The organism is Streptomyces griseobrunneus (assembly GCF_046713465.1).
GTDB classification, from domain to species: domain Bacteria; phylum Actinomycetota; class Actinomycetes; order Streptomycetales; family Streptomycetaceae; genus Streptomyces; species Streptomyces microflavus.
The window spans coordinates 4,140,908-4,167,276 of sequence record NZ_CP177080.1 but is presented as its reverse complement, the minus strand read 5'-3'; the positions used below and the strand labels follow the sequence as shown (position 1 = coordinate 4,167,276).

The following is a 26,369-nucleotide window of genomic DNA, read 5'->3' as shown; positions in this document are numbered from 1 at the left end:
TGCGGAGGCGGCTGCGACTCCTGACGAAATTCTGACGTCGGGCCCGGGCCTGCTGTGTCCGCGTTGCGGACGCGCCCCTGACGCGCACCCGGCGCGCCGGATCTGACGGTTCGGTGACGCGGCCCCGCCGTACCGCCGGAACGCGGCCCTGCGTGCATAGCGTGCCAGCGTGAAGACCGAACACACCCCCCGCACGGAAACCGCCGAGGGAACGGGACCCGGCCGCCCGGACGCCCCGGACCCGCGTACCGACCCCGAGGGCGCCGACCGCGGGCGCGCACGCCGGCTCGACCTGATCGCTGCCGCAGCGGGGGTCCTCCTCGTCACCGCCGCGATCCTCATCGGCCACGCCGTCCAGAACCGGAACGGCACCCTGCGCGCCCAGTGGCCGCCCCTCCTGGCCTCCTGGGACCCCCACCTTGGTCCCGGCACCCCGGCCGCGCTGACGACGGCAGTCCTCGTCGTCGCGTACGGGCCGCCGCTCGCCGGCCGGCTGCCCTGGCGCGGGTTCCTCGCGACGGCCTGGGCCGGGTCCACCGCCTGGGTCTTCTCGATGGCGCTGATCGACGGCTGGTACCGGGGCGTCGAACGGCGCCTCACCACCAAGCACGAGTACCTGCGGGTCATCGACCGCTTCGAGGACATCCCCGCCACCCTGCGCGACTTCACCAACCACATCGTGATCGGGGAGCCCGGCAACTGGCCCGCCCATGTCGCCGGGCACCCGCCGGGCGCGACCCTGACCTTCGTCTGGCTGGACCGCATCGGGCTCGGCGGGGGCGCGTGGGCCGCCGTCTGGTGTGTCGTCGTGGGCAGTTCGGCGGTGCTGGCCGCCCTGATCACGGTGCGCGTCCTGGCCGGTGAGCACCTCGCCCGGCGCGCGGCCCCCTTCCTCGTCCTCGCCCCGGCGGCCGTCTGGGCGGGGGTCTCCGCCGACGGGTACTTCGCCGCCGTCGCCGCCTGGTCGGTGGCGCTGCTCGCGCTGGCTGCGACGCGCCGGGTCCGCTTCCCGGCCGCCGCGGCGGTGGGCGGGGGCCTGCTGTTCGGGTGGACCTGCTACCTCAGTTACGGGCTGGGGCTGATGGCGGCCGTCCTGATCATGGTCCTGGTGCTCGCCCGGACGGCCCGCCCGGTGGTCCCGTTCCTGCTCGGCGCGCTGGTGGTCCCGGCCGCCTTCACCCTCGCCGGCTTCCACTGGTGGACCGCGTACCACCTGCTGGTCGAGCGCTACTACCAGGGCGCGGGCGGCATCCGCCCGTACGCGTACTGGGTCTGGGCCAACCTCGCCTGTGCCGTCCTCGCGTCGGGCCTGGCCGCCGTCGCCGGAGTGCGCCGGAGCACGTCTTACGCCCCCGGGGCCGTACGGGCGCTCCGTACAGGCGACACCGCACCACGTACGGGGGACACCGCACCGCACGCCCCCATCCAGCGGCTGGCGCTGCTCGTCCTGGCGGCGCTGGTGGCGCTGCTCGCCGCCGATCTCTCCGGGATGAGCAAGGCGGAGACCGAGCGCATCTGGCAGCCGTTCCTCCTGTGGCTGCTGCCCGCCGCCGCCCTGCTGCCCGCCCGGACCGCGCGGTACTGGCTGGTCGCGTCGGTGGTTCCGGCGCTGCTGATCAACCACCTGCTCTGGACGGGGTGGTGAACGGTCCGTTTGCGGGGGCGGGGCGGACCCGGTTACGTGGAACGGGCGAGTCCGGAACACCCCGCACCGCACCACGTGGAGGTACCTCCGATGGCGAAGAAGAACCGCTCCGCACCCGCCAAGGGCCTGCGCGGCAGCAAGGTGGGGCTCGCGCTGAGCCTGGGCAGCAGCGCGCTCGCCGTCATCAGGGCGTCCAAGCAGGTGCGCCGGGCCAAGGGCTCGCACGACAAGCTGAACACCGCCGACGCGGTGGCGGGGATGCTGCCGCTGATCACCTCGGCCGCCCTGGTCCTGCGGCAGCTGCGCGGCCGGCGCCGGGAGAACGGCCCGGAGACGGCGTGAGCGCAAAGGAGCACCGGGGCGCCACCCCAATGGCGTAACCCCTGATCACTGAACCGCCCCCGCCCTGGGTACGACTGTGCCGTGCCGAACCCTGTCAAAGATTTCGAGATCACCGCGGCCAGCGCCGAGGACATCGTGACGCTGGGCGAATGGGCCCACGAGGAGGGCTGGAACCCCGGCCTCGCCGACGGCGGGGTCTTCTTCCCGACCGACCCCGGCGGCTTCCTGATCGGCCGCCTCGACGGCGTACCGGTCACCTCCGTCTCCGTCGTGCGGTACGGCCCCGACCACGGCTTCCTGGGCTTCTACCTGACCCGCCCCCACCTGCGCGGCCAGGGCTACGGGCTGCGCACCTGGCAGGCGGGGACGGCCCGGCTCTCCGGCCGCACCATCGGGCTGGACGGGGTGCCCGCGCAGCAGGACAACTACCGCCGCTCCGGCTTCGTCACGTGCTGGAGCAACGCGCGGTTCGAGGGCACCCCGCCGACGGACATCGCACCGCCCCCGGGCACCGCCCTCGTCGACGCCCGGGCCGTGCCCTTCGCCCGGCTCGCCGCGTACGACCGGCGGTTCTTCCCGACGGCCAGGAACGGCTTCCTCGCGGCCTGGATCACGGCCCCCGGCCGCACCGCCCTGGCTGCGGTGCGCAACGGGGAGCTCCAGGGCCTCGCGGTGCTGCGCGCCTGCCGGGCGGCCTCCCGTATCGGACCCCTCTATGCCACGTCCCCGCAGGTGGCGGCGGCGCTGGTGAGCGCGCTCGCGGCGACCGCGCCGGACCGGCCGGTGGCCGTCGACGTCCCCGACATCAATCCGGCGGCCGTCCGGCTCGCCGGTGAGCTGGGCCTGACACCGTCGTTCGACACGGCCCGGATGTACACGGGCCCCGAGCCGGTGATCGACCGGGACGGGTACTACGGCATCACCAGCCTGGAGCTGGGCTGAGGTTCCCTACGTCCCGCCGCCGGGCCTCCGCAGCACCGGCGGCCCCTCCCTGATCCGGGACGCCAGCACCGCGATGTCGTCCTCCGCGTCCCCGCCGAACCGGTCCAGCACCTGGTCGAGGAGGTCCTCGAGCGTCCCGGTGCGCGGCAGGGTCAGCGAGGCCAGCCGCCCCACCGACACGTCGATGTCCTCGCCCCGGCGCTCCACCAGGCCGTCGGTGTACATGAACAGCACCGTCCCCGGACCGCAGGGCACGGAGGTGGTCCGGTAGCCGCCGAAGCCGCTGCCCAGCGGCGGCCCGGTATCCACCGGGACGATGCGGGCCCCGGCCTCCCCCGGGTCGATGAACACCGGGGGCAGATGGCCCGCGCTGGCCACCTCGCACACCCCGCCGAACCGGTCCACGACGGCCAGCAGGCAGGTCGCCGCCCGGTCCAGGCCCGACCGCTCGACCATCTCGTCGAGCTGCTCAAGGATCCGGTGCGGCGGCAGGTCGTCGCCCGCCAGCAGCCGCAGCAGCGAGCGGTAGTGGCTCATCGCGACCGCCGCCTCCACACCGTGGCCCATCACGTCGCCCATGGCCTTGAGGTGGCGGCCGTCCCGGAGCGGTACGACGTCGAACCAGTCGCCGCCCACCAGGACGCCCCGGTCCGCCGGCAGGTACCGGGTGGCGATCTCCACGTGCGGGTGGGGGCCGCGGGGCTCGGAGAGGAGGGAGGCCTGGAGCTCGCGGGCGATGCTGTGCTCGTGGTCGTAGCGGCGGGCATGGTCGAGGTCGACGGCGGCCCGGCCCGCGAGTTCCCGGGCGACGACCACGTCCTGGTCGGTGAAGGCGGGCGAGCCGTCGGCCCGGACGAGGCTGAGCGTGCCGAGCGGCCGGCCCCAAGCGGTGAGCGGGACGACGAGCGCCTCGCGCAGACCGAGGGCCTGGGAGGCGGTGATCCGGTCCGAGGTGAAGGCGGAGCGGCCGCGGCGGTGGTCGCCCCAGTCGTCGAGGACCGGTTCGTTCGCGGCCAGGCACCGGGTCACCGCGGAGTCCGCCGCGAAGTCGACGTACTCCCCCGGGTGTCCGAACCGCTGCACCTGCTCGTCGAGCGGGCCGTCGCCCCGCAGCGCGGCCCGCCGCAGCCGCAGGACACCGGGCCCGGCACGGCGTACGGGGTGTCCCACCTGGGGCGGGAAGACGTCGACGGCCGCCACCTCGGCGAAGGCGGGCACGACGAAGTCGGCCAGCTCCCGGCAGGTGGTGTCCATGTCGAGCGTGGTGCCGATCCGGACGGCGGCCGTGGAGAGCAGCGCCACATGGCCGCGGGCCTCTTCGAGCTCCGCCCGCTGGCGGGTGATGTCGCTGACCTCGACGACGATCACCATCAGCCCGCACACGTCCCCGCCGGTCTCCAGCCGGTGGTAGGTGGCGCGCCAGAACCGCGGGGCGTCGGAGGCCGCGGCCCAGGTCCGGCCGCTGATCGTCTGCTCGCGGGGCTTCCCGTCGCGCAGGACGCCACGCAGGACGGCTGCCTGGCCGCGGAGTTCGGGCAGCACCTCGGAGAAGGTGTGGCCCAGGTGGGACCCGGCGGGGAGGCCGTTGAGCCGTTCGAGGGCCGGGTTGACGTAGGTGTAGCGGAGGTGCGCGTCGAGTACGGCCACTCCGGCGGGGTTGCCGTCGAGCAGGGCGGCCACGGTCGGGGGGTCGAAGGACGACGGCATACCGTCGCCGCACGCTTCGGCCTGCAAAGGGGTTCTCCTCCGCCGTAGATCGGCCTCCGGATCTCCATCCTGGGCGTCCGCTTCCGGCACCGCATCCCCAGGACGGCGGATGCGGCCGGACCGGAGGGGTCAGGAACTCGGCTGCAGCCCGGCCGCGCCCCGCTCGGCGCGCAGCCGGTCGAGGTCGAGGGTGCCCTCGGTGGGCTCGGCGGTCGGCGGCAGGCCGAGGGCGGCGGTGACAGGTCCCGGCAGACTGCCGGTTCCCAGCAACCCGGTGACCAGGCTGGTCGTGAGGTGGTGCCAGGCCGGGGCGCGGCGGATCATCGCGTGGTCGCCGCCCCGGACGGTGATCATGCAGGTACGGGCGCCGGCCCGGCGGGCCCGTGCGGTGAGGGACTGGGTGGCCTGGGGGCTGGTCATCCGGTCCCGGTTGCTGTGCACCAGGACGACGTCACGGCCCGCGAGCTGGGTCACCGGGTCGCCCGGCGGGCACCAGGGGGCGAGGCCGACGACCCCGCGTACGAGGGGGTGACCGGCGGCGCGCAGGGCGGCGCGGGCGCCCATGGAGTGGCCGAGGAGGACCACCGGTACGTCCCCGGCCTCCTCGCCGAGGGCGTCGAGCGCGGCCAGGGCGTCGTGGAGGGCGTCGGCACGGGACCCGTTCCACCCCCGGTGGACGTAACGCACCTGCCGTACGAGTACCTCCGTACCGTCCTCAGCGCCCCCGGGCGCACGGGTGGCCCGGCGCAGGGCGCGGACGAAGGGGCGCATGCGGACGCCGGGGAGGTTCAGGAGGCCGGGGGGCGGCGGTTCCGTACCGTTCTCGTGGCCCCCGTGCAGGACGAGAACCGCTGCCGACGGCGGTCGTTGGGCCACGCGTACCTCCAGAGCCGGGTGCGGGACGGGTGAGCCCGCTCCCTCCGTTGTATTCGGTGCGGAACCCGTTCCGGATGGGCCGAACGTGTCATCAGGCGGAAAGTGCCGTTCACTGTACGGGCACGGGCGCATCCGTGTATGCGCCACGAACACACAAGTACACGCCACGAACGCACAAGAAGGAGACCTCATGGCGGCAGGACCTCCCCTCGGCAGCCCGGCACCGGACTTCACCCTCCCCGGCGGTGTCCTGTCGGGGGACACCTTCGACCGCGGCGACTACGCGCTCTCCGCCGCCCGCGGCCGGGCCCTGGTGCTGGCGTTCTACCCCGGGGACAACACCAGCGTCTGCACGAAGCAGCTGTGCTCGTACTCCTCCGGCATGGAGACCTTCGAGGGGCTCGACGCGGAGGTCTGGGGAATCAGTCCACAGGGTGTGGACAGCCATGAGTCGTTCGCCCGCACCTACGGCCTCCGGATGCCGCTGCTGGCCGACGAGGGCCGGGAGATCGCCAAGGCGTACGGGGTCGCCGCCCCCGGCATCGGCGTACGGCGGGCGGTCTTCCTCATCGGCCCCGACGGCGTCCTGCGCTGGAAGCACGTCGCACTGCTGGGCGCCACCTTCCAGTCACTTTCCACCCTTGCCGATCAGTTGTCCGGCATCAAAACCGCGTAAAGATTGCCGGGTTCCGGCAGTGCCACGAACCGGTCATCTATGGGACCATCCAGCCAGTTCGACGGAAACACCCGGGGGAAGTCGAAAAACAGGGGAGTGATCACGTGACCTTCTTTCTCGGTCTCGGCATTGCGGGAATCGTCCTGCTGGCCCTTTCCCTCATCTTCGGCGGCGTCCTCGAAGGGATGCTCGACGGTGTGCTCGACGGGCTCTTCGACGGACTGCTCTCGCTCCCGGTGATCGCCGGTTTCGTCTCGATGCTCGGCTTCGGCGGGGCGATCACGCTCGGCACCACGGGTGCCGGGACCTTCGTGGCCACCGTCGTCGGCATCGCGGCCGGAGTCGTCGCGGCCTGGCTGACCTGGAAGTTCAGCCAGGCCCTGATGCGGGACCAGACCTCCGCCACACCGCGCGGCGGCGACCTCGTCGGCACGTCCGGCACGGTCGTGACGGCCATCCCGGCCGAGGGCTACGGCGAGGTGATGCTGCGGCTGGCGGGTACGCCCGTCAAGTACGCGGCCAAGTCGCAGACGCCCGTCGCCCGCGGCTCCGAGATCTGGGTGGAAGCGGAGCTGTCGACCACCTCGGTCGCCGTACGCCCGGTCGAGCGCTGACCACGCAGGACCGGCGCCGCTCCCCACCACCTTTTTGCAGCACCACACCGCATCCGCATCCGCCCACCCACCCCACCAGCACCTCGCACCACAACAATCTGCCGTCCCCCACCCGGGAGGCAGGGGGGACACCTCTCATGAGTCCAGTTGTCATCGCCGTCATCGGCATCGTCGTACTCCTCGTCCTGCTCGGCCTGGTCGTCATCACGCGGTACAAGGTCGCCGGGCCCAGCGAGGCCTTCATCATCACCGGCCGCCGCGGCAAGAAGTCGACCGATCCGGTCACCGGCCTCACCAGCATCGACAACAGCGGCCAGAAGGTCGTCGTCGGTGGCGGTGTCTTCGTCGTGCCGTTCGTCCAGCAGAAGTTCACCCTGGACCTCTCCAGCCGGCACATCCCGATCGCCGTCCGCGGCGCGGTCACCCTGCGCGGCGTGAAGTCGAACCTCGAAGGCGTCGCGATCGTCAAGGTCGGGGGCAGCGAGGACGCCATCCGCGCCGCCGCCCAGCGCTTCCTCCAGCAGCAGAACGGCATCGTCGGCTTCACCCAGGAAGTGCTCTCCGGAGCGCTCCGCGCGATCGTCGGCCGCATGTCGGTCGAGGACATCATCCGCGACCGCGCCGCGTTCGCCGGTCAGGTCGCCGAGGAGGCCGAGGCCAGCCTCTCCGGCCAGGGCCTGATCCTGGACGCCTTCCAGATCCAGGACATCACCACCGAGGGCTCCTACCTGGAGGACCTCGGCCGTCCGGAGGCCGCCCGCGCCAAGCAGGAGGCGGACATCGCCGAGGCGATCGCCAGGCGCGCATCGGAGCAGGCCCGGCTGAAGGCGGCCGAGGAGATCGCCATCGCCGAGCGGACGTACTACCTGAAGCAGGCCGAGATCAAGGCCGAGACCGAAGCCGCGGCCGCCAAGGCCAACGCCGCCGGTCCGCTCGCCGAGGCCGCGCGTCAGCAGGAAGTCCTCATGGAGCAGGAGAAGGTCGCCGAGCGCCAGGCGGCGCTGACCGACCGCGAGCTGGACACCAAGGTCCGTAAGCCCGCCGACGCCGCCCGCTACCAGGCGGAGCAGGAGGCGGAGGCCCGCCGGATCGCCCAGGTCAAGGAGGCCGAGGCGGACGCGGAGCGCTCGCGCCTGACCGGTCAGGGTGAGAAGCTCCACCGTTCGGCCCTGGCAGAAGCGGTGCGCATCGAGGGTGAGGCGGACGCCGCGGCGATCGCCGCCAAGGGTGCGGCCGAGGCCGAGGCCATGCAGAAGAAGGCCGACGCGTTCGCGCGGTACGGCGACGCGGCCGTCCTCCAGATGCTGGTCGAGGTCCTCCCGGACGTCGTCGCGAAGGCCTCCGAGCCGCTGAGCGCCATCGACAAGCTGACGGTCATCTCGACGGACGGCGCCAGCCAGCTGGCCCGCACGGTCACCGACAACGTCGCCCAGGGCATGGAGCTGCTCAGCTCCACGACCGGCGTCGACGTCGCCTCCCTGCTCCAGAACCTGAAGGACCGCACGGGCGGCCCGGCCGCGCCGACGTCCGACATGGCCTCCTCGCCCGAGAAGCACGACAAGGACAACGGCAAGATCGAGATCACGGGCTGACGCCTTCCGCGTAAACGCCCCAGCCTGAGCTCGTGCCTGTGCCTGTGCCTGTGCCTGTGCCTGTGCCTGTGCCTGTGCCTGTGCCTGTGCCCGGCGACGTACATCTCTCCCGTCGCCGGGCACAGGCGCGTCCGCAGCACAAAACCACTTCTCAGCGCCCGCGCCCCTGTGCGAGGTTCGTACGGTGACGACCTCCCCGCCCGCTCCCTCCGTCCCCCCGCTCGACCTCCTCCGCTGGCAGTTCGACCTGACGTGGTCGCTGTTCGAGTACCACTTGGAGCGGATCGAGCCCGACGACTTCCTGTGGGAGCCCGCCGCGAACTGCTGGACGGTACGCCGGTCCGCCGACGGGACATGGACACCGGACTGGGCGGACACGGAGCCCGACCCCGTACCCGTGCCCACCATCGGCTGGCTGAGCTGGCACATGGGCTGGTGGTGGAGCGTGGCCGTGGACCACGCCCGGGGGAGAACGCCCCGGGAGCGGAGCGACATCACCTGGCCCGGTGCGGGCACGCCGACCGTCGAGTGGCTGCGCGCTCTGAGGAAGGACTGGCTGACGGCACTGGCCGGCCTCACCACCACCGACCTCGACGCCCCGGCTCCGTTCCCCTGGCCGAAGGACCCGCAGCACACGGTCGCCCACATGACCGCGTGGGTGAACGCCGAACTGATGAAGAACGTTGCGGAAATCGGCCAACTCCGCCTGCAGCGAGCGGCCGCCCGAGGATGACGAGCCGGGACGCCGGGAGGCAGGTCGCGGCCCGGCCTACTGACCGCCGGGCACCCCGGCCGCCCCGGTAGCCCCGGAGGCGGCAGCGGCGAGCCGCCCCCGCCACCCGTCGGGATCCCGCCCGGCCTCGACGGCCTTCGCGGCCTCCTCGGCAAGATCAACGCCGAGGTCGGCGACCCGGCGCTCGGCCCACCGGGCCCAGGCAGCAGCCTGCTGACAGTCGGGACACTCGGTCTCCCCCGCCATGGCCCGGAAGACATGCTCGGCCCCGGGCCCCTGGCAGGTCACGAGGGGCGCCGGAACGTACGGAGGAAGAACAACGGGCGCGGCGGCCAACGGAGCCTCATCCCTCTCCTCCACACCATCCCGTACGGACAACGGCTGAACCTCCACGGGCGCTTCGGGCATCTTCTTCACGAGCCGATGCCCCAGGAACCCCACAGCGGACCGAACTCCATCGGGCGGCAGGCCACTGCTCAGCACACGCCGAAGCTCCACACCCGACACCCCACGCCGCAACCACTCAACAGCCAGCCCAACAAGCTCACGCGCTTCAGCAACCCCCAGGCGCAACTGCCGGTCGCAGTGCCGAAGAGACAACAACACCCGCTCAGCCTCAGCCTCTTCAGCCGACAACTCCACCAAAGCCACGCCCACGTCCGGGGGTTCGGTGGGTGGGCGGGATGAGTTCTTCTCCCGTTCTTCCTCTACCGGTAGTTGACCACCGACGGACCGAGGACCCGGCTGACCGACGGTCGGAAAGTGCGCACTCGGAGACGAGACCGCCCCCACACCGGCCTCACGCCACACACCAAGAGCATCAGCATCACTCAACGGCACACTGGAGAAGAGCTGATGGGTGACCCACAACCCCCGCTCCCCAGAAACCCGCCGCTCATGAACGAACCCATTCACGACCAACTGCCCCTTGGCCCGCTGAAAAGCACGCCCCTTGATACCCAGCTTCCGCCCATGCTCGGACAGCGCCAGATGGGTCTGCTCATCGGGCAACCCCTGCACGTACAACAGCAGGATCTTCGCGTCACTGCACAGACGCGGATGACGCACGACATCGTGCGAGGCCTTCGTGTAACGCCGAACAGGCGCGATAGCATGCCAAAGCATCCCGGTGGACCTCTATCTCCACTAGTTGGGTGAAGGCCCTCGGCTAGGTGCTGTAACACCACCGGGGGCCGCCCCATGCGCACGCAAGACACGCACACAGAGCGTGATGACACGATCACCGTACAGCAGGCAAGAGGGCGTCGATGCCCAAATCGGCCCGAGACAGCCTCAATTCCCCCTCCAGGGGCACGTGATCGCCTCACGCACGGCCGTCTGTTGAACTGTCAAGTTGTCGTAATCTCGACGCCGACCACCAGCACGGCTGAGACGCTGATCCCCATGACCACGCCACTGACCGTGCGCCAACGCCTTTCCGAGCTCCACCGCTACGCGGCCGTAAGCGGCGAGGACTTCACCCACCAGAACCTTGCTTCGGCCCGCACCAACCAACTGCGCTTCGCGCGCTGCTCGTTCGCGGGGGCGGACCTTCGCTACGCGACGCTGGAAGGCTGCTGGTTCAAGTTCTGCGACTTCAGCGGTGCAGACCTGCGCGGAGCCTCCCTGCGCGGCGCGGTCCTGGCCGGCTGCGACCTCCGCGACGCCGACCTCCGCGACACCGACCTGACGGGCGCACGACTCAGCAGCGTCAACACGGGCATCCCCCGCCTGGGCCCGACGGACATCACGGGCGCCCGCTTCGAGGGAACGTCACTGCGCGACGTCCAAGCAGACGAGGTCATCGGCTGGCCGCCGGTGCCTACACGGAGCGAGTATTCCTGACGCCCGCCCAACTCCCCATGCCCCAGAGAAGACCGCCACTGTCTTCAGGGCGGGGCTCTTCGACGCCGGCAACTTCATCTGGTCGGCTCGATGAGGCCGCGGCCCGACCTCACAGTCGGATGGCAATCGTGCTCACGGTGCCGTTCCCCCAGACCGTGGTATTCATCAGCATGCGGCTGTCGAGTGAGACGACCGTGAACTCTGGGATGAACCTCTCTGTCAGCAGTCCACCCATCGGACTCCGGAAGTGGTCCACCTCACTCCTCACGACGTCCCATTCGTCGAGGAGGCGGACGCGAGCCCAACCTCGATGCTCTCCGTTGACATCGTCGTCATCAGGGACGGAGAAGTCGACAGCGAGGAGAAACTCGCGTTCCCTACTGAACAACCCGTAGTCCACAGGCTTGCGGTACCAGCTCGCATTCACCCGCCATCTTGATCCGGCGACTCTGACCAGCACGGTCAGCGGCACGGCCGCGGGCGAGTAGCAGCGGTAGTAGGCGAGTTCGCCGGTGCTGCGTTACGGCGGAGCAGTAGCTGACGACTCCCGGGGCGGGGGTCGGGGAGGTCGATGACTGCCCGGTTGCAGAAGCGGTGACCCTTGGCCCCGGCCCCTGCGGAGAGCTTCTGCCAGGCCCACTTGGGCACCTTCTTGGCCAAGATGTCCGCGCGGAACTTCCGTGCACCGGTGGTGACTTCGTGCGAGCAGGCCACCGCGACGACGTAGCCGGTGCCGCGTTCCTCCAGTGCGGCCCGCAGCTTCGGGTTGCCGCCGTAGACCTCGTCGCCGGCAACCCAGGCGGCCTGGTGACCGGCATCCGGGAACCGGGCGACCATACGAGTGGCCAGCTCCGGCTCGGTGGCGAAGGTGGTTTCCCCGGCAAGGCCCGCGGCGCGGCAGCGGTCGGGGTCGGAGGTCCAGGAGCGCGGAACGTAGAGTTCACGGTCCACTGCGGCGTGGCCGCGCTGACCTGCGTAAACCAGGTAGACGGCGACTTGGGAGTTCTCGATCCGGCCGGCAGTACCGGTGTATTGGCGCTGGACGCCGACCGTGCCAGTGCCCTTCTTCACATCGCCGGTCTCGTCGACGACCAGCACCGCCCGGTCGTCGTGCAGGTGCTCCACCACGTAGCCGCACACGTCGTCGCGGACCTGATCGGCATCCCACTTGGCCCTGCCCAACAAGTGCTGCATGCCGTCCGGAGTGGGCTCGCCACCCCACTCCGCGATGGTCCAGCAGTTCTTGCGCGGCAGATCGGCCAAGAGACCGAGCACCAACCGCGCCGCCCTGCGCCGGGGTTCGACCCGGGCGAAGCGCCCCGCGATCCGGCCCATCAGACCCTCGAACGCGTCCCGCCAACGGGTGGGTTCTACGCTGTGCCCTGCGGCCACCGTCTCTTCGTCAGTCCACACAACTCACGATGATCGACGGTGACCGCACCCGTCTCCACAACGCGTCAGGGTCGCGCAGTTCCGCCTGCAGTCCTGAGTCAGGAGGACACGTGCAACGTGGCGAAGTCTGGTGGGTGGAGTTCGACGAGCGGCGGCTGGTCGTACTGCTGGCGGCAGACGACGCGTCCAGGATCCGGGCGATGCAGGTAGTCACTCCTGCGGGCGTCGACATCAGCGGTCTGGGCGTCGAAGTGCAAGTAGATGCCATGGAAGGACTGCCCTTTGAAGGCGTGCTGCGGTTCGCGTTCCCGCGCCCGGGCTTTACCCCCTGCACGTGGCTGACCACCGTGTCCCAGGACGACCTGATCGAGCGGGCGGGCGTCCTGACCTCCGCGAAGCTCAGCGAGATTGAGGACGCCCTCCGTCTCGGTGAACTCGGGTAGGCGGTGAGGCGCCACTCACCATCGAGATCACGGTCTACGGCTGGAGCACTAGACCTGGACCAGGTGGCCATCCGCATCCGCATGATCGCCCACCAACTGACCACCGAGATCCGTGCTCGCGCCAAAACGTCTCTTACGACGAGCTAATTCGCCTGGACAAGGCTTCGCTGCACTGGCGGAGCGGCTGGCTCGGTCAGGTAGAGGACGCCTCGCCGAGGGGTAGCTCACCTCGTGCAGAAGTGGCCCAACCGGCGCGCTGCACCTGAGCAATGACTCGTTGGGCCTCAGTACCGAAGACAGCGGATTCACGTAGGAGATTCCAGGTGCGCTGGTAGACGGCGACGCTATCGGTGTCATCGATCCAGAGTTCCGCGTGCCAGTCCTCAGCGATGACCAGCCGGTCGTCGTAGATCCAGAATCCGTTCGCCGGATGGATCTTCAGCGGTGCGGCAAAAGGGACGATTCCCAGTTCCACGGTGTCAAGGCCGGTCAGGCTCGCGAGCCGGTCGAGTTGAGCGGCTAGCACGGCGGGCGAACACACGAGGGCCCGCAGAGCCCCCTCCCACATGAGGATCCGGTGCCGCTTGCGGGAGTCGTACAGGGCTTCCTGACGCTGCACCCGCGCCCGTACAGCCTCCTCGGTGTCCTTCGGGGAGCGCATCAGCTGAGCGTGCCGGGTGAAGACCGCGCGGGCGTAGTCCGGAGTCTGCACCATCCCCGGTATGAGGCTGTTCTCCCAGATGTACAAAGTGGCGGTCCGAGCGTGCTCCACAGTGATCGCGTCCTGTACCGGGCGGTGTCCCGTGGCGAGTTGTCGTCGCCAGGACCGCACGTGGGATTCGAGTCCGCTGAGTCGCGAGTGCAGTTCGGGTACGGCATCGGGTTGACCCGTCGCTTCCGCCCAAGCCTGGAGGTCGGTGGCGGTCGCGGTCTGCCGGCCGTTCTCCAGTTTGTAGATCTTGGAGTGGGGCCAGCCGAGCCGTTCGCCCAGTTGTGGACCGGTGAGCCGACCTGCGGGACCCGTCGTACGAAGCTCCCGAAGCCGCGCCCCGAGGGCGTCCCGCGCCCTCTGAAAATCTGTGCTCACCGGTCACACGCTAACTGTTCAGTCGGGTCAGAGGTTCGCCGCGAAGGCGTCGTATCGGATGCCCTCGGTGACGGAACCCTCTCGGGCGTTGCCATGTCCTGAGGTGCGAAACGTGAACTCCGGCAGGCGGGCGGCGGATCGGAGGATCGGTCGTACGCTGCCGGAACCGCACCCTTCAGTCGTCGTCATCCGGGAGCCCCGCGTGAGCGAACAGCCCGCACAGCAGGCCGCGAAGCCCTTTCTGTACGTCGTCGTCTGCGCGGCCGGCATTGCACGTGATGTCGGGCGGCTCATCGCCGCGGCCCAGGAGCGCGGGTGGGAAGTGGGTGTCGTCGCCACCCCGCAAGGGCTGGGCTTCATCGATGCGGCGGCCGTCGAAGCACAGACCGGGTACCCGATCCGGTCCGCCTGGCGGGTTCCCGGGGAGCCTCGGCCGCTGCCGGATCCGGACGCCATCGCCGTCGTACCGGCCACGTTCAACACGGTCAGCAAGTGGGCGGCGGGTATTTCGGACACCCTGGCCCTGGGCATTCTGTGCGAGTCGTACGGGTTCGGCATCCCCACGGCCGTCCTGCCGTACGTCAACTCCGCCCAGGCGGCCCATCCCGCGTACGCCGAAAGCCTGCAGCGGCTGCGGGAGATGGGGATCCTGGTCGGCTCCTACGAGCCCCATCACCCCAAGGCCGGTGACGGGGCGCGGCAGTTCCGCTGGGAGGAAGCGCTGGAGCTGCTCACGCCCCTGAAGTAGGGGTGGGATTTCGGCCGGAAGGCGCCGGGCCACCGGAATGCTTTGCCGTAGTTCGTATTGCTCACCAGCCTTCTGTATAAAGTGCGTTGGCCTGACCAGCAGCCGCACAATGGCTCGGCTTCTTCACAATTTCCGCGCCTTCTGTGCCGTGCTCTGTGGCACGGTGGATCAATTGGTGTCTCGGGTGTCCGAGCGTCCGCGTAGGGGGATCTTCATGCGTTTTCGCACCGTCGCGGCCTCTGCCGCACTCGTCCTGTGCGCCGCCGCAGGCGCCACCGCCTGCTCCTCCTCGCCGGATGCTTCCGAGAGCACCGGGCCCGCCCGGCCCGCCTCGTCGACCGAGGCCGTCCCCCTGGAAGGCATGGCGGGGAAGATCGAGACGGGGAAGCGCCAGGCGGGGCCGCCCCAGATGGACGGGCAGAGCGCGAGGGACTCCTCGGTGTGTGCGACCTCTGCCGAGCAGATCCCGGCAGAGTGCGCTCTCGACCTCTCGTTCGCCGAGAGCAGTGTCGGGGAGCCGGCCGCCGAGGCGCCCGACGCGCAGTAGGTCCGCAGTAGGTCTTACGCAACATCCCAGCAGCAGGAGGGGCGGGCGCCCTAGGGTGCCCGCCCCTCCTGCTGTGTGTTCGGGACCCCGGAAACTTCCCCCGCGCGCGGAGATCCCATAGCCTCACACCCTGTTCACATTCAACAATGGGTGACTCCTAAACAGGAGTCAGGTGCGGGGGTAGTGAAATATGCGTGAAAACTGGCGCATAAAGGTGAGCCTTGTCGCTGGTGTGTCAGCACTTGCGTTCTCGGCTCTCATGTCGGCTCCTGCAGTGGCCGACGAAGCGGCGGACAGCCTCCAGGAAGTGCAGATGCCTGCGGGCGTGAAGATCGTCGAAGGTGTCGCTCCGGTGGCCGGGGCGGACGCCCCCTCCCTGGAGCCCGAGGCGGATGCCCCCTTCTCGGCAGCAGCAGCGGCCAAGGCTGCTCCGGCGGCGAACACCTGCCTCGGTTCCACCGCTGCCTACGGCTCCAAGGGGTGCTTCCAGCACAACGGGGACATCGTCTGGGCGGGCGACACCCAGAAGGACGGCATGTCCGCGGCCGTCGGCGTCTACACCGACTACGGGCGGGCCGCCGAGGTCTGCATCAACAAGCTCGGTGTGAACACCTGGGCCACCTGCAACAAGGACTACCGCGAGACCGGCAACGTACGCCTGCGGGTCCTCCGCTACGACGGCGACACCGGGAAGTTCTACCAGCCCGAGACGTGGTCCGGCTGGATTCCGGTCGACGGGAAGTACTGATCCGCCCCTCGGGGCCGGCCGGGACCTGCGTACGCCCTCCCCCGCCGGCTCCGTCCGCCACCTGAACCCTTCTGTCCGCGAAGTAGGGCAACCGGGCAGGATCGAGGGACGGACATGGCGGATCGACTCGCGCGAGCCGCAGTGGCCGAAGACTCGGCCGCGGTGGCCCGTGCCACCACCGGCGCCCAGGGCCGGCCGAACTACCCGCCCCTGGTGCTGGGGGCCATCCGCAGACCGTGGATCTGCTCCTCCGGTACGGAGCGGACATCGACGGGTCGATGAAGGGCCGGACATCCCTTGAATGGGCTGCCGCCTTCGGGTACGTGCCGATGGTGCACCACCTGCTCGCCCGGGGCGCGACACCGACAGCGAAGGCGCTGAGTGAGGCCCGCGCGGGCGCCGAGCGGTCCTCGAAGTCTGAGGAGTCATCGGAGTCCTCGGAGCCCTCGGAGAGGTACGCGCTCGTCGTCGATGCCCTGCGCGCTGCCGGCATCGAGTCCTGAACAGCCGATGGCAGCGTGCAACGGGCCGCTGTCGCACGAACGTCCACCTGCCGATCGGCTCACTCCGGACCACTTCAGGCCGACCGATAAGGTAATGGCCGGATAAAGACCAAGTGCGCCGTCGCGCCGACGCACGTCTCGGGAGGAAGTCATGGGAACCCGTCGCACGTCATTGCCCGGAGTGGGTGCTCAGTACGACTTCACCACCGAGACGGGGCAGCACATCTCCGTCGTCGTCCACAACGACGGTCGGCGGTTCATCGGGTTCTACGAACAGGACGACCCTGATTCGTGCCAGTTGTCCGTGCCCCTGACGACGACCGAGGCCACCGCGCTGGCCCACCTCATCGACCCCGCCCCGATCGACGCCGTACGGACCGAGGGCATCGACCTCGTCACCGAGCACATCCCGCTCGGGTCCCGTTCCCCTTACGGCGGGCGGCTGTTGGGGGAGACGCGGGCACGGACCCGGACCGGGGCCTCGATCGTGGCGGTGCTGCGTACGCACAGCGCCCACCCGTCGCCGGAGCCGGACTTTCGACTCGCCATCGGGGACACGCTCGTCGCAGTGGGTACGCGTGAGGGCGTCGACGCGCTCTCCGAGATCATTGCGGAGGGCTGACCGTGCATGACACGACTGCATTGCTGGTGGAACTGGGCGCCGTCATTCTCGGGCTCGGGCTCATCGGGCGGGTCGCCGGGCGGATAGGACTCTCGCCGATCCCCCTCTACCTGCTCGCAGGGCTCGCTTTCGGCCACGGCGGCCTCATCACCCTCGACGCCAGCGAAGAGTTCACCATGGTCGGCGCCGAGATCGGCGTCATCCTGCTGCTGCTTCTGCTGGGTCTTGAGTACAGCGCGTCCGAGCTGGTGACCAGCCTCAAGACGCAGTATCCGTCCGGGGCCGTCGACTTCGTGCTGAACGCGACGCCCGGTGCCGTGGCCGCGCTCATCCTCGGCTGGGGTCCCGTCGGCGCCGTCGCGCTCGCCGGAGTCACCTGGATCTCGTCGTCCGGCGTGATCGCGAAGGTGATGACCGACCTCGGGCGGCTCGGCAACCGCGAAACCCCGGTCGTCCTCGGCGTCCTCGTCATGGAGGACCTGGCGATGGCGGTGTACCTGCCGCTGCTCACCGCCATGCTCGCCGGTGTCAGCCTCGCGGGCGGCAGCCTCGCCCTGCTCATCGCGCTCGGCACCGTCGGCTTCGTGCTGTACCTGGCCCTGCGCCACGGCCGGCTCATCAGCCGCGCGGTCTCCTCCGACAACCCCGAGATGCTGCTCCTGGTCGTCCTCGGCCTCACCGTGCTCGTCGCCGGTCTCGCCCAGCAGCTCCAGGTGTCCGCGGCCGTCGGCGCGTTCCTCGTCGGCATCGCCCTCTCCGGTGAGGTCGCCGAGGGTGCCCGCAAGCTGCTCACACCGCTGCGCGACCTGTTCGCCGCCGTGTTCTTCGTCTTCTTCGGGCTCTCCACCAACCCGGCCGACATCCCGCCGGTGCTGCTGCCCGCCGCCCTGCTGGCCGTCGTCACGGTACTCACGAAGATCTTCACCGGCTGGTACGCGGCCCGCCGCGCCGGCATCGGTTCGCGCGGGCGCTGGCGGGCGGGCGGCACGCTCGTGGCGCGCGGTGAGTTCTCCATCGTCATCGCCGGTCTGGCCGTGGCCACCGAGCCGCGCATCGGGCCGCTGGCCACCGCGTACGTCCTGATCCTCGTCATCGTCGGCCCGCTCACCGCCCGGTGGACGCAGCCCATCGCCCAGAAGATCCTGGCGATGCGCGACGGCAACAAGACGGACCAGGGCGGTGCCGCGGTGCAGGAGGTGTCGAAGTCCGCGCCCGAGCGCCGCCTCGGCGACCACGACGACCTCACCCCGGAGCCCGCGGGCGAGGCGCGCGACGACTGACAACCTGACGTACGCCTTCCTCCGGCCGGTCCGGGCCGCCGTCACCACGGCTGCCCGGACCGGCCGTTGTGCTGTGCGGACCGGGCTTGGCGCTGTCCGGAACTCGCCCTCGTGGGCTGGGCCGGCCCTGCCGACCCCGGGGCGGGGGGCCACCGTCCCTGCTAACTTCTACACGTCTGTAGAGTTTTCTTTTGTTCCGGCATTGCACCGCAACGTATGGAGATGTCATGGCCCTGTGGGATCGGATCAAGGAATCCGCTACGTCTATGCAGACGCAGCTGGAAGCGAAGAAGAACGACCTCAAGTCCGGAGCGTTCCGGGACGCGAGCATGGCCATGTGTGCTCTGGTCTCCGCCGCCGACGGCACCATCGACCCGTCCGAGCGCCAGCGCGTCGCGGCGCTCATCGCGAGCAACGACGTTCTGAAGAACTTCCCCGCGGACGACCTGCAGCGGCGGTTCAACGACTACGTCAACAAGCTCACCGCCGACTTCGCCTTCGGCAAGGTCAGCGTGCTCCAGGAGATCGCCAAGGCGAAGAAGAAGCCCGCCGAGGCGCGTGCCGTCGTCCAGATCGGCATCATCATCGGCGGCGCCGACGGTGACTTCGACAAGGCCGAGCAGGCCGTCGTGCGCGAGGTGTGTTTCGCCCTGGACCTGCCGCCGCACGAGTTCGACCTGTAAGGGCCGGTAAGGGCCGGTAAGGGCCGGTAAGGGCCGGTAAGGGCCCGTAAGGGCCCGTAAGCGTACGTATCACGGGCCGGCCGGGGCGCCTCACAGCTCCTTGGCCGGCCAGTCCAGCAGGCGTGCGCCGATCACCGCCGTCTGCAGGCTGTACCGGTGCGTCGGGTCCGCCGGGTCGGAGCCGGTGAGCTGGTGGATGCGTTCCAGGCGGTACGTCAGCGCCCGTACGCTCAGCGCCAGGCGGCGGGCCGTCTCCGCTGCCACGCAGCCCGCGTCGAAGTAGACCGCCAGCGTCTTCAGCAGCGGCTCCGCGCCGCCCCGCGCCTTCTGGAGCGGGCCCAGCTCGCTGCGCACCAGATCCGCCATCGCCTGCCGGTCCCGGGTCAGCACCGGGTAGACCAGGAGGTCCGAGGCGTACAGCACGGGATCCTCCATCCCCATCCGCTCCGCCAGGTCCAGGGCTTCGAGAGCCTCGTCGTACGAGTGGACCACCCCGCCCGGCCCCTTGTGCGGGCGGCCGACCGCGACCCGGCCGCCCTCCGTCGCCGCGTGCGACTGCTTGGCGAAGTAGCGCAGGACGTCGGGCTGGCTGCCGGGGGCGATGCAGACGATCCGCCCGTCCTTCGTCGTCAGCAGGATCTTGCGGCCGCTGAACCGGGCCAGCAGCGCCGCCTCCACACTCCGCGGCACCGCGTCCGTCTCCGTGTACGCCTCCGGGCCCGACGCCACCGCGACCGCGTGCGCCCGGGAGAGCCGCAGGCCGAAGCGGGTGGCGCGCTCCGCGAGGCGGACCAAGTCGCTGCGCCCGTACAGGAGATCGTCGATGAACTCGCGGCGTGCCGCCTCCTCCCGCCGTACGGTCAGGCGCTGCGCCCGCTCGAACCCCTCGGCGAACGCGTCGACCGCCTGCTCCACCGCGGTCAGCACCGCGTCGGCCACGGCAGGGCTGTTTCCGGCAGCCGCCCGTGGCCAGGCCTCCCGTGTCTGTGCCAGATGCATCGTCACCAGCGCACGCAGCTGATGCCCCGCGTCGGCCGCCTCCCGGCCCAGCGCCCGGCGCATCTCCAGCTCGTTACGTGTCAAACTACGGCCGGTGATGGCGACTTCGCCCAGAATATGGGCATAGTTACCCAGCATTTCCTGCGGAATCGTGGGCTCGGCCATGCACACTCCTTCAGCCTTGCAACAGTCCTGTCATTTCCCCAACGCACGCCGGGCGGTGCCGGTGCCCAGCATCAGCAAAGCGTAAAGATTGCCGGAGTCCGGCAATGCGGTGGGTGAGGTCCGGATGACAGGATCAGGTCCGGTCGCCGAAGCGGATGCGCTGGCGACCGTACGGGACGCGTCCGCCGTGACCGACCGGCTGGCCGCGATGACGGACGGGCTGGCCACCGTCACGGACGTGGTGGCCGGTCTGGAGATCGGCGACGCCACCGTGCGTGCGTCGATCCTGGAGCGGATCGCGGAGGTGCTGGGCGGGGCCAACCGCGCCACGCTCGACGCGCGGCGGCGGGAGCTGCTGTCGAAGGAGGGGCGGGCCGAGTTCGCCGCCGAGTTCTCGCTGCTCGGGGGGCGGTCACGGGGGCGCTGGCCGCCGCCGACTCACCGGAGGCCTGTGACGACCAACTTGGCCGGCTGATGCTGCAGTTGGAGAACCTGCAGTCGCGGTTCGCGGAGTTCGCGACTTCCTCGCCGAGCTGGCCGGACGCCGGAGCGAGGTGTACGAGGCGTTCTCGGCCCGTAAGCAGCGGCTCCAGGACGAGCGGGCGCGGCGGGCCTGCGCGAACTGGGCTATCCCGTAAGGGCGGAGAAGCTGGACGGGCGGCTTGAGGCGGCCCGCCAGGAGGCCGGGCGGCCGCTGCGGGACCGCAGCGAGCTGTACGCGGACGGCGGGTCGGTCATCAAGCTGGGGCGCCACCGGTTCGCGGTGAACACCCGGCTGTTCGACCTGACCCTGGTGCCGGCCGGGGCCGAGGACAAGAACGGGGAGCGCCTCGCGTTCGCGCTGACCGGGACGGACTACCGGGCGCCGGTCGCCGACCCGGCGTTCGAGGCGACCCGCCCGTACTGGGAGCAGCTGCTCCCCTCGGAGTCGGCGGCCGTCTACCGGGGCGAGCACCTGGCCGCCCGCCTCCTGGCCGAGCGCGGCGCCGAGCGCCTCGCCGCGCTGGCCGACAACGAAATTGCCCTGCTCGTACGGGAGTCGGCGGCCGAGGCGTACGACGAGGGGTACACCCGGGGCGTCCACACGAGGACGCCACCGCCATCCTGCGCGCCCTGCTGCGCCTGTACGCGGAGGCGGGGCTGCTGCGCCACGAGCCCGCCGGGTTCGTCGTGGACGCCACGATCCGCTCGTTCCTGGATGCCTTCCGCCGGGCGGCCGGCCCCGACGCGTACGGGGACGACCTCGCCGCTCTCGGCGGTGACCTGGCCGCCCGCAAGCAGCTCGTGGAGGGCTGGCTCATCCCGTACGCGGAGGCCACCGGCGCCGGGACGGACCCCGGGGACCTGGCGGAGGCCGTCGCGGTGGAGGTCTGCCCGGAGCTGGAGCGGTACGGGTGCGACGCGCCGCTCACGGAGCGGGTGGAGGGCCTCCTCGGCGACCACCCGCGCATCGGGAGCGGCGGAACCATCACCGTACGGATCAATGAACTCCTGGCCCGTACCGGGGAGTTCCGGAGGCACGCCGTACACGCCTTCCGCGCCCAGCAGCGGCTGCGGACCTCCCTGGTGGCCGCCGAGCGCGGGCGGCTGCGGCTGGACGACCACCGGCCGCGCGTGATGTCGGCGTTCGTCCGCAACCGGCTGCTCGACGAGGTGTACCTGCCGCTGATCGGTGACAGCCTCGCCAAGCAGCTCGGCACCGCCGACACCGACCGGCGTACCGACTCGCAGGGCCTGCTGCTGCTCGTCTCCCCGCCCGGGTACGGCAAGACGACGCTCATGGAGTACGTCGCGGACCGGCTCGGGATGGTGCTCGTCAAGATCAGCGGGCCGAACCTGGGGCACGGCGTCACCTCGCTCGACCCCGCCCAGGCGCCGAGCGCGACCGTCCGGCAGGAGATCGAGAAGAGCAACTTCGCGCTGGAGGCGGGCAACCCGTAACGGAGTCCGGCGAGCAGTTCCGGATCCCGGACATGCTGGCCAACCGGGCCGACGTCCGGAACCTCGGCGAGGTGCTCAGCGGCCGGGACACCGTCCTCGCGGTGAACGCGGCGTACATCGCCTCGGCCGCGCAGACGGACGCGACGCGCACGGAGCCGCCGATCCGGCTCCAGGGTTCGTACCGCAACATGAACAAGATCGCGGAGCGGATCGTGCCCGTCATGAACGACGCCGAGCTCTCCGCCGTCGTCGACGACCACTACGCGGGCGAGGCCCAGCACCACGGGCGCCGAGGCCAACCTGCTCAAGCTGGCTGCCCTGCGTGGCACGCTGACCGCCGATCAGGCCGAGCGGTGGGCGGCGATCACCGCCTCCTACGTCCGTACGCAGGCACTCGGCGGCCCGGACGGCGACCCGATGACCCGGGCCGTGGCCGCCCTGGGGCTGCTCGCGGACCGGATCGCGGCGGTCGAGACGGCGATCCAGCGGGCCACGGATCCCCGTCACCTGCTGGCGGGACCGGCGAGCGCGGTGAACCGGCCGCCGGGGGACCAGAACCGGCCAGGGTTCCCGAACCACCGTGCGAAGATCACAAACATTCCACACTGACCCGGGAAGACCGAGCCGGAAGGATCACGGCATGCTGGGTTTCGTGCCCCCACTTCCTCAGCAGCCGGGACGACCGCAGCCAGGGCGTCCGCCGGCCACCGGCCACATGATCGTCTGCGGCGACGACGCGCTGGCGCGCAGGCTCGCCGTGGAGCTGCGCTTCGTGTACGGGGAACGGGTCACCCTGCTCCTGCCGCCCGGCCGCGACGCCAACAGCCCCGAGACGCCGCTGACCCAACGGGGGCGCGCGGCCGCTCTGTTCGGCCGGATGTCGGCGGCGATGAACCGCACCGCCGCCACGGGGAACGGCGGCGGCAACGACACCAACGCCGGGGTCGAGGCCGTCCGGATCATGGAGGCGCCCGAGCCCTCCGACGACGTACTGGAGGAGGCGGGCGTCGACCGGGCGGCCGCCCTCGCCCTCGTCTACGACGACGACGAGCGCAACATCCGCGCCGCCCTGACCGCCCGCCGCCTCAACCCCCGTCTGCGGCTGGTGATCCGGCTCTACAACCGCAAGCTCGGCCTCCACCTGGAGGAGCTGCTCGACCAGGCCGCCGCCGTCGCCATGCCCGGCATCGACCCGGCGCTGCTCGACGCCTCCACCACCGTCCTCTCCGACGCCGACACCGCCGCCCCCGCCCTCGCCGCCACCGCGCTCACCGGCAGCAGCAAGATCATCCAGGCGGAGGGGCTGCTCCTGCGCGCGGCCGAACGCCCGCCGCCGCGCCCCGGCGAGACGCTCGACCCGGGGCTTTGCACCCTCGCGCTGCTCTCCTCCACCACCAACGACCCGGCGGGGGCCGAGGGTTCGGACAGCAGCGGCGACGAAGGACCCCAGCTCCTGCCCGACGAGCAGACCGTGTCCGCCGCCGAAGGACGCGGGACCGTCGTCCTGGAGGCGATCAGCCGGGCCGACCCGGACCGCCCCGCGACCCGGATGGGAGGCCGGGGCGCGCCGCTCTCCCAGGTCTTCTCGCGCAGGCTGCGCTGGTCAGCCCTCGGCGTCGCGGTCGCCGCGCTCTCCCTGGTGGTCGCCTCGCTCCTGACCACCGAGGACACGGCGGTCCACTCCACCTACCTCACCCTGCTCGACCTGCTGGGCATGAACGACCCGGCGGAGGAAGCACCGGCGGCCCGGCAGATCATCCAGCTCCTCTCCGGCATCGCCGGGCTGCTCCTGCTCCCGCTGCTGATCGCCGCCGTCCTGGAGGCGTTCGGCACCCTGCGCACCGCCTCCTCGCTGCGCCGCCCGCCGCGCGGCCTGTCGGGGCACGTGGTGCTGCTCGGACTCGGCAAGATCGGTACGCGCGTCCTCGTACGCCTCCGCGAGCTCGACATCCCCGTGGTCGTCGTGGAGGAGGACCCCGACGCGCGGGGCATCCCACTGGCCCGCTCCATGCACGTGCCGACCGTCCTGGGTGACGTCACGCAGGAAGGCGTCCTCGAAGCGGCCAAGATCCGCCGCGCCCGCGCCCTCCTCGCGCTCACCAGCATCGACACGACGAACCTGGAAGCGACGCTGTACGCCCGGTCGGTGAAGCCGGACCTGAGGGTGGCGCTGCGGCTGTACGACGACGAGTTCGCCACCGCCGTCTACCGCACCCTGCGCGCCGCGCACCCCCAGGCCCTGACCCGCTCCCGCTCGGTCTCCCACCTGGCCGCCCCCTCCTTCGCGGTCGCCATGATGGGCCGCCAGATCCTGGGCGCGGTCCCGGTCGAGCGGAAGGTCATGCTCTTCGCCGCCCTGGAGGTGGCGGGCCACCCGCAGCTGGAGGGCCGCACGGTGCAGCAGGCGTTCCAGGCGAGCGCGTGGCGGATCCTGGCCATCGACGCGACCCCGCCCGCCTACCGCAACCCCGACCTCGCCGCGCTCCCCCCGTACCCCCCGGACGTCAGCGCGCAGCCGCCCTCCGGCCTGGTCTGGGACCTGGACCCCGGATACGTGCTGCGTGCCCAGGACCGGGTGGTGATCGCGGCCACCCGGCGGGGCCTCGCGGAACTGCTGCGGCGGCAACGGTCGGTGCTGCCGAGGCAGTGACGCATGGGGCGTGCGGGCTTGTACGACTCCCGGATCGTGCCCTCGCGCGGCCTACCGGATCGTGCCCATCGCCTCCCGCACCTCCTCCAGGGTGGCCTCCGCGACCGCGTTCGCCCGCTCGTTGCCCGCGCGCAGGACGGACCGTACGTACGTGAGGTCAGCCGCGTACTCCGCCCGGCGCGCCCGGACGGGGGCCAGGTGGCTGTTGACCGCGTCGGTCACCGTCCGCTTGAGGGCGGCGGCTCCGCCGGCGCCGATCTCCGCCGCGACCTCGTGCGGGTCCCGCTCCAGGCAGAGGGCGGCCAGGAGGACGAGGGAGGAGACGCCGGGGCGGGCGTCGGGGTCGTAGGTGATGTGCCGGTCGGCGTCCGTGGTCGCGCCCTTGATGAGGCGGGCGGTCTCGTCGGCGGTGGTGCCGAGCGGGACGGAGTTGGCGCGGCTCTTGCTCATCTTGGTGCCGTCCGTGCCGAGCAGCAGGGGCACGGCGGAGAGCAGGGCGTCCGGTTCCGGGAAGACGTTCCCGTACCGCTCGTTGAAGCGGCGGGCGACCGTCCGGGTGAGTTCGAGGTGGGGCAGCTGGTCCTGGCCGACCGGGACCACGTTGCCCTTGCAGAAGAGGATGTCGGCGGCCTGGTGGACCGGGTAGGTGTACATCAGCCCGCTGACCGCCGACTGCCGGGAGTGCGCGATCTCGTCCTTGACCGTGGGGTTGCGGCCCAGCTCCGCGACGGAGACGAGGCTGAGGAAGGGCAGCAGGAGCTGGTTGAGCGCGGGGACGGCACTGTGGTTGAAGACGGTGGACCGGGCCGGGTCGATACCGAGGGCCAGGTAGTCCAGGAGCAGCCCGTCGGTGTACTCCCCCAGCCGCTCGGCGGTGTCCCGGTCGGTGAGGACCTGGTAGTCGGCGATCAGGACGAAGACGTCCACGCCGAGGTCCTGGAGGCGGACCCGGTTCTTCAGGGTGCCGAAGTAGTGGCCGAGGTGGAGAGGGCCGGTGGGGCGGTCGCCGGTGAGGACCCGGAAGCGGCCGGGGTCCTGGACGAGGTGGCGCTCCAGCTCGGCGCTGCGGAGCTCGGCGGGGGCGGGTGCGGTGGTGGTGGCGGCTGCGGTGGTGGTGGTCATGGGTGGGGTCTCCTCGCGGGTGATGCGTGCGTGGAGGACGGCCCGAGCGGTGGGGGTCCGGTGCCCGTTCCCGTACATCGCGCCTATAAGAAGGCAGCGAAAAGGGCCGTCCATGGTGAACGGCCCTGGGTTCCGTGCAGACAGGTGCTGCGGCCGCTCCTTAAGAGGAGCGCCACCAGTTTCGGCACGGTACGGAGGTCATGCGGTCAGTGTACCGACCATGAGCTTGGGGCCGGGTGAACAACCGGGGAGGGGTGGGCGGGCGCGGCCGCTACTTGGCGGCCGCTACTTGCTCGCGTGATCGCCTACGTAGAAGAGGATCCAGATGAAGCCCGCGAAGAGGTGCGTCGCGAAGATGTAGACGAAGACGCGCAGGGCGACGCCCCGCGCCTTCCAGCTCTCGCTGTCGCTGTCGCTGCCACTCCCGCTCACGATCCGCTTCTCTCTGCCGCTGCTTCCGCACCCGT

24 protein-coding genes and 2 pseudogenes are annotated in these 26,369 nt (G+C 70.9%); 18 read left to right on the top strand and 8 right to left on the bottom strand.

Annotated elements, in window-relative coordinates:
• Window positions 1-169: 169 nt before the first annotated feature.
• The 3 genes from ACK8N7_RS19020 (at window position 170) to ACK8N7_RS19010 (ending at window position 2,929) form a co-directional block, all read left to right on the top strand.
• Window positions 170-1,645, top strand: a complete 1,476-nt coding sequence (locus ACK8N7_RS19020; protein WP_500443351.1) for a hypothetical protein — start codon at window positions 170-172, stop codon at window positions 1,643-1,645.
• 90 nt (window positions 1,646-1,735) lie between these two features.
• Complete coding sequence (locus tag ACK8N7_RS19015; RefSeq protein ID WP_015609690.1) at window positions 1,736-1,987, top strand: hypothetical protein; 252 nt, start codon at window positions 1,736-1,738, stop codon at window positions 1,985-1,987.
• Window positions 1,988-2,068: 81 nt separating this feature from the next.
• A complete protein-coding gene (locus ACK8N7_RS19010; protein ID WP_500443349.1) occupies window positions 2,069-2,929 on the top strand; it encodes a GNAT family N-acetyltransferase in 861 nt (286 codons plus the stop codon).
• 6 nt (window positions 2,930-2,935) lie between these two features.
• Here the strand turns inward: ACK8N7_RS19010 and ACK8N7_RS19005 are convergent, their stop codons facing one another.
• Both ACK8N7_RS19005 and ACK8N7_RS19000 read right to left on the bottom strand, forming a co-directional pair.
• Entirely contained in the window at window positions 2,936-4,636 is a 1,701-nt protein-coding gene (locus ACK8N7_RS19005; protein ID WP_500445788.1) for a SpoIIE family protein phosphatase, read from the bottom strand.
• A 129-nt stretch (window positions 4,637-4,765) separates the two neighbouring features.
• Window positions 4,766-5,512 (bottom strand): serine aminopeptidase domain-containing protein, encoded by a 747-nt coding sequence (locus ACK8N7_RS19000; protein ID WP_403217571.1) that lies wholly within the window; start codon window positions 5,510-5,512, stop codon window positions 4,766-4,768.
• A gap of 190 nt (window positions 5,513-5,702) precedes the next feature.
• Here ACK8N7_RS19000 and ACK8N7_RS18995 point away from each other — a divergent pair, with 190 nt between their 5' ends.
• The 4 genes from ACK8N7_RS18995 (at window position 5,703) to ACK8N7_RS18980 (ending at window position 9,127) form a co-directional block, all read left to right on the top strand.
• Complete coding sequence (locus ACK8N7_RS18995; protein ID WP_403217572.1) at window positions 5,703-6,188, top strand: peroxiredoxin; 486 nt, start codon at window positions 5,703-5,705, stop codon at window positions 6,186-6,188.
• A 104-nt stretch (window positions 6,189-6,292) separates the two neighbouring features.
• Window positions 6,293-6,802: an NfeD family protein gene (locus tag ACK8N7_RS18990; protein ID WP_500443346.1), complete on the top strand. Its 510-nt coding sequence runs from the start codon at window positions 6,293-6,295 to the stop codon at window positions 6,800-6,802.
• A gap of 137 nt (window positions 6,803-6,939) precedes the next feature.
• Complete coding sequence (locus ACK8N7_RS18985) at window positions 6,940-8,394, top strand: flotillin family protein (protein WP_403217574.1); 1,455 nt, start codon at window positions 6,940-6,942, stop codon at window positions 8,392-8,394.
• A 184-nt stretch (window positions 8,395-8,578) separates the two neighbouring features.
• Window positions 8,579-9,127 (top strand): DinB family protein, encoded by a 549-nt coding sequence (locus ACK8N7_RS18980; RefSeq protein ID WP_500443344.1) that lies wholly within the window; start codon window positions 8,579-8,581, stop codon window positions 9,125-9,127.
• A 36-nt stretch (window positions 9,128-9,163) separates the two neighbouring features.
• Here ACK8N7_RS18980 and ACK8N7_RS18975 read toward each other — a convergent pair whose 3' ends face one another.
• Window positions 9,164-10,252, bottom strand: coding sequence for a hypothetical protein (locus tag ACK8N7_RS18975; protein ID WP_500443342.1), 1,089 nt, complete (start codon window positions 10,250-10,252; stop codon window positions 9,164-9,166).
• Window positions 10,253-10,531: 279 nt separating this feature from the next.
• Here ACK8N7_RS18975 and ACK8N7_RS18970 point away from each other — a divergent pair, with 279 nt between their 5' ends.
• Complete coding sequence (locus ACK8N7_RS18970; protein ID WP_500443340.1) at window positions 10,532-10,972, top strand: pentapeptide repeat-containing protein; 441 nt, start codon at window positions 10,532-10,534, stop codon at window positions 10,970-10,972.
• Window positions 10,973-11,396: 424 nt separating this feature from the next.
• Here ACK8N7_RS18970 and ACK8N7_RS18965 read toward each other — a convergent pair.
• Window positions 11,397-12,307, bottom strand: a pseudogene (locus ACK8N7_RS18965) (IS701 family transposase); the annotation flags it as partial.
• A gap of 167 nt (window positions 12,308-12,474) precedes the next feature.
• On the opposite strand from ACK8N7_RS18965, the gene ACK8N7_RS18960 reads away from it, so the two are divergent.
• Window positions 12,475-12,807, top strand: a complete 333-nt coding sequence (locus tag ACK8N7_RS18960; RefSeq protein WP_500443339.1) for a type II toxin-antitoxin system PemK/MazF family toxin — start codon at window positions 12,475-12,477, stop codon at window positions 12,805-12,807.
• A gap of 193 nt (window positions 12,808-13,000) precedes the next feature.
• On the opposite strand, the gene ACK8N7_RS18955 is transcribed toward ACK8N7_RS18960, so the two are convergent.
• Window positions 13,001-13,894 carry a helix-turn-helix domain-containing protein gene (locus ACK8N7_RS18955; protein ID WP_500443337.1) on the bottom strand — a complete coding sequence of 298 codons (894 nt, stop codon included), beginning with the start codon at window positions 13,892-13,894 and terminating at the stop codon, window positions 13,001-13,003.
• Between the two features lie 202 nt (window positions 13,895-14,096).
• Here ACK8N7_RS18955 and ACK8N7_RS18950 point away from each other — a divergent pair, with 202 nt between their 5' ends.
• The 7 genes from ACK8N7_RS18950 (at window position 14,097) to ACK8N7_RS18920 (ending at window position 19,025) form a co-directional block, all read left to right on the top strand.
• Complete coding sequence (locus tag ACK8N7_RS18950) at window positions 14,097-14,642, top strand: flavoprotein (protein ID WP_500443335.1); 546 nt, start codon at window positions 14,097-14,099, stop codon at window positions 14,640-14,642.
• Between the two features lie 214 nt (window positions 14,643-14,856).
• Window positions 14,857-15,189 (top strand): hypothetical protein, encoded by a 333-nt coding sequence (locus ACK8N7_RS18945; protein ID WP_403213441.1) that lies wholly within the window; start codon window positions 14,857-14,859, stop codon window positions 15,187-15,189.
• Between the two features lie 190 nt (window positions 15,190-15,379).
• Window positions 15,380-15,937, top strand: a complete 558-nt coding sequence (locus ACK8N7_RS18940) for a hypothetical protein (protein ID WP_403213442.1) — start codon at window positions 15,380-15,382, stop codon at window positions 15,935-15,937.
• 236 nt (window positions 15,938-16,173) lie between these two features.
• The gene (locus ACK8N7_RS18935; RefSeq protein WP_403213444.1) at window positions 16,174-16,440 is read left to right on the top strand and encodes a hypothetical protein; all 267 of its coding nucleotides are present in this window, start codon (window positions 16,174-16,176) and stop codon (window positions 16,438-16,440) included.
• 151 nt (window positions 16,441-16,591) lie between these two features.
• Entirely contained in the window at window positions 16,592-17,062 is a 471-nt protein-coding gene (locus ACK8N7_RS18930) for a cation:proton antiporter regulatory subunit (RefSeq protein WP_403213446.1), read from the top strand.
• 2 nt (window positions 17,063-17,064) lie between these two features.
• The gene (locus tag ACK8N7_RS18925; RefSeq protein WP_500443333.1) at window positions 17,065-18,342 is read left to right on the top strand and encodes a cation:proton antiporter; all 1,278 of its coding nucleotides are present in this window, start codon (window positions 17,065-17,067) and stop codon (window positions 18,340-18,342) included.
• Window positions 18,343-18,569: 227 nt separating this feature from the next.
• Window positions 18,570-19,025, top strand: coding sequence for a tellurite resistance TerB family protein (locus ACK8N7_RS18920; protein ID WP_403213450.1), 456 nt, complete (start codon window positions 18,570-18,572; stop codon window positions 19,023-19,025).
• A gap of 90 nt (window positions 19,026-19,115) precedes the next feature.
• Here ACK8N7_RS18920 and ACK8N7_RS18915 read toward each other — a convergent pair whose 3' ends face one another.
• A complete protein-coding gene (locus ACK8N7_RS18915) occupies window positions 19,116-20,189 on the bottom strand; it encodes a PucR family transcriptional regulator (RefSeq protein WP_500443331.1) in 1,074 nt (357 codons plus the stop codon).
• Between the two features lie 142 nt (window positions 20,190-20,331).
• On the opposite strand from ACK8N7_RS18915, the pseudogene ACK8N7_RS18910 reads away from it, so the two are divergent.
• Window positions 20,332-22,739: pseudogene (locus ACK8N7_RS18910) on the top strand (DUF7902 domain-containing protein); the annotation flags it as partial.
• 31 nt (window positions 22,740-22,770) lie between these two features.
• Window positions 22,771-24,780, top strand: a complete 2,010-nt coding sequence (locus ACK8N7_RS18905) for an NAD-binding protein (RefSeq protein ID WP_500443330.1) — start codon at window positions 22,771-22,773, stop codon at window positions 24,778-24,780.
• 51 nt (window positions 24,781-24,831) lie between these two features.
• Here the strand turns inward: ACK8N7_RS18905 and trpS are convergent, their stop codons facing one another.
• Window positions 24,832-25,902 (bottom strand): tryptophan--tRNA ligase, encoded by a 1,071-nt coding sequence (gene trpS, locus ACK8N7_RS18900; protein ID WP_403213456.1) that lies wholly within the window; start codon window positions 25,900-25,902, stop codon window positions 24,832-24,834.
• 285 nt (window positions 25,903-26,187) lie between these two features.
• Window positions 26,188-26,334, bottom strand: a complete 147-nt coding sequence (locus ACK8N7_RS18895) for a DUF6126 family protein (protein WP_500443328.1) — start codon at window positions 26,332-26,334, stop codon at window positions 26,188-26,190.
• Between the last annotated feature and the right edge of the window lie 35 nt (window positions 26,335-26,369).

Bases quoted from the DNA above. Each gene is read 5' to 3' on its own strand.
- ACK8N7_RS19005 (WP_500445788.1), bottom strand. From the start codon at position 4,636: ATGCCGTCGTCCTTCGACCCCCCGACCGTGGCCGCCCTGCTCGACGGC.
- ACK8N7_RS18985 (WP_403217574.1), top strand. From the start codon at position 6,940: ATGAGTCCAGTTGTCATCGCCGTCATCGGCATCGTCGTACTCCTCGTC.
- ACK8N7_RS18940 (WP_403213442.1), top strand. From the start codon at position 15,380: ATGCGTGAAAACTGGCGCATAAAGGTGAGCCTTGTCGCTGGTGTGTCA.
- ACK8N7_RS19015 (WP_015609690.1), top strand. From the start codon at position 1,736: ATGGCGAAGAAGAACCGCTCCGCACCCGCCAAGGGCCTGCGCGGCAGC.
- ACK8N7_RS18930 (WP_403213446.1), top strand. From the start codon at position 16,592: ATGGGAACCCGTCGCACGTCATTGCCCGGAGTGGGTGCTCAGTACGAC.
- ACK8N7_RS18920 (WP_403213450.1), top strand. From the start codon at position 18,570: ATGGCCCTGTGGGATCGGATCAAGGAATCCGCTACGTCTATGCAGACG.
- ACK8N7_RS18995 (WP_403217572.1), top strand. From the start codon at position 5,703: ATGGCGGCAGGACCTCCCCTCGGCAGCCCGGCACCGGACTTCACCCTC.
- ACK8N7_RS18970 (WP_500443340.1), top strand. From the start codon at position 10,532: ATGACCACGCCACTGACCGTGCGCCAACGCCTTTCCGAGCTCCACCGC.
- ACK8N7_RS18975 (WP_500443342.1), bottom strand. From the start codon at position 10,252: ATGCTTTGGCATGCTATCGCGCCTGTTCGGCGTTACACGAAGGCCTCG.
- ACK8N7_RS18905 (WP_500443330.1), top strand. From the start codon at position 22,771: ATGCTGGGTTTCGTGCCCCCACTTCCTCAGCAGCCGGGACGACCGCAG.
- ACK8N7_RS18945 (WP_403213441.1), top strand. From the start codon at position 14,857: ATGCGTTTTCGCACCGTCGCGGCCTCTGCCGCACTCGTCCTGTGCGCC.
- ACK8N7_RS18915 (WP_500443331.1), bottom strand. From the start codon at position 20,189: ATGGCCGAGCCCACGATTCCGCAGGAAATGCTGGGTAACTATGCCCAT.
- trpS (WP_403213456.1), bottom strand. From the start codon at position 25,902: ATGACCACCACCACCGCAGCCGCCACCACCACCGCACCCGCCCCCGCC.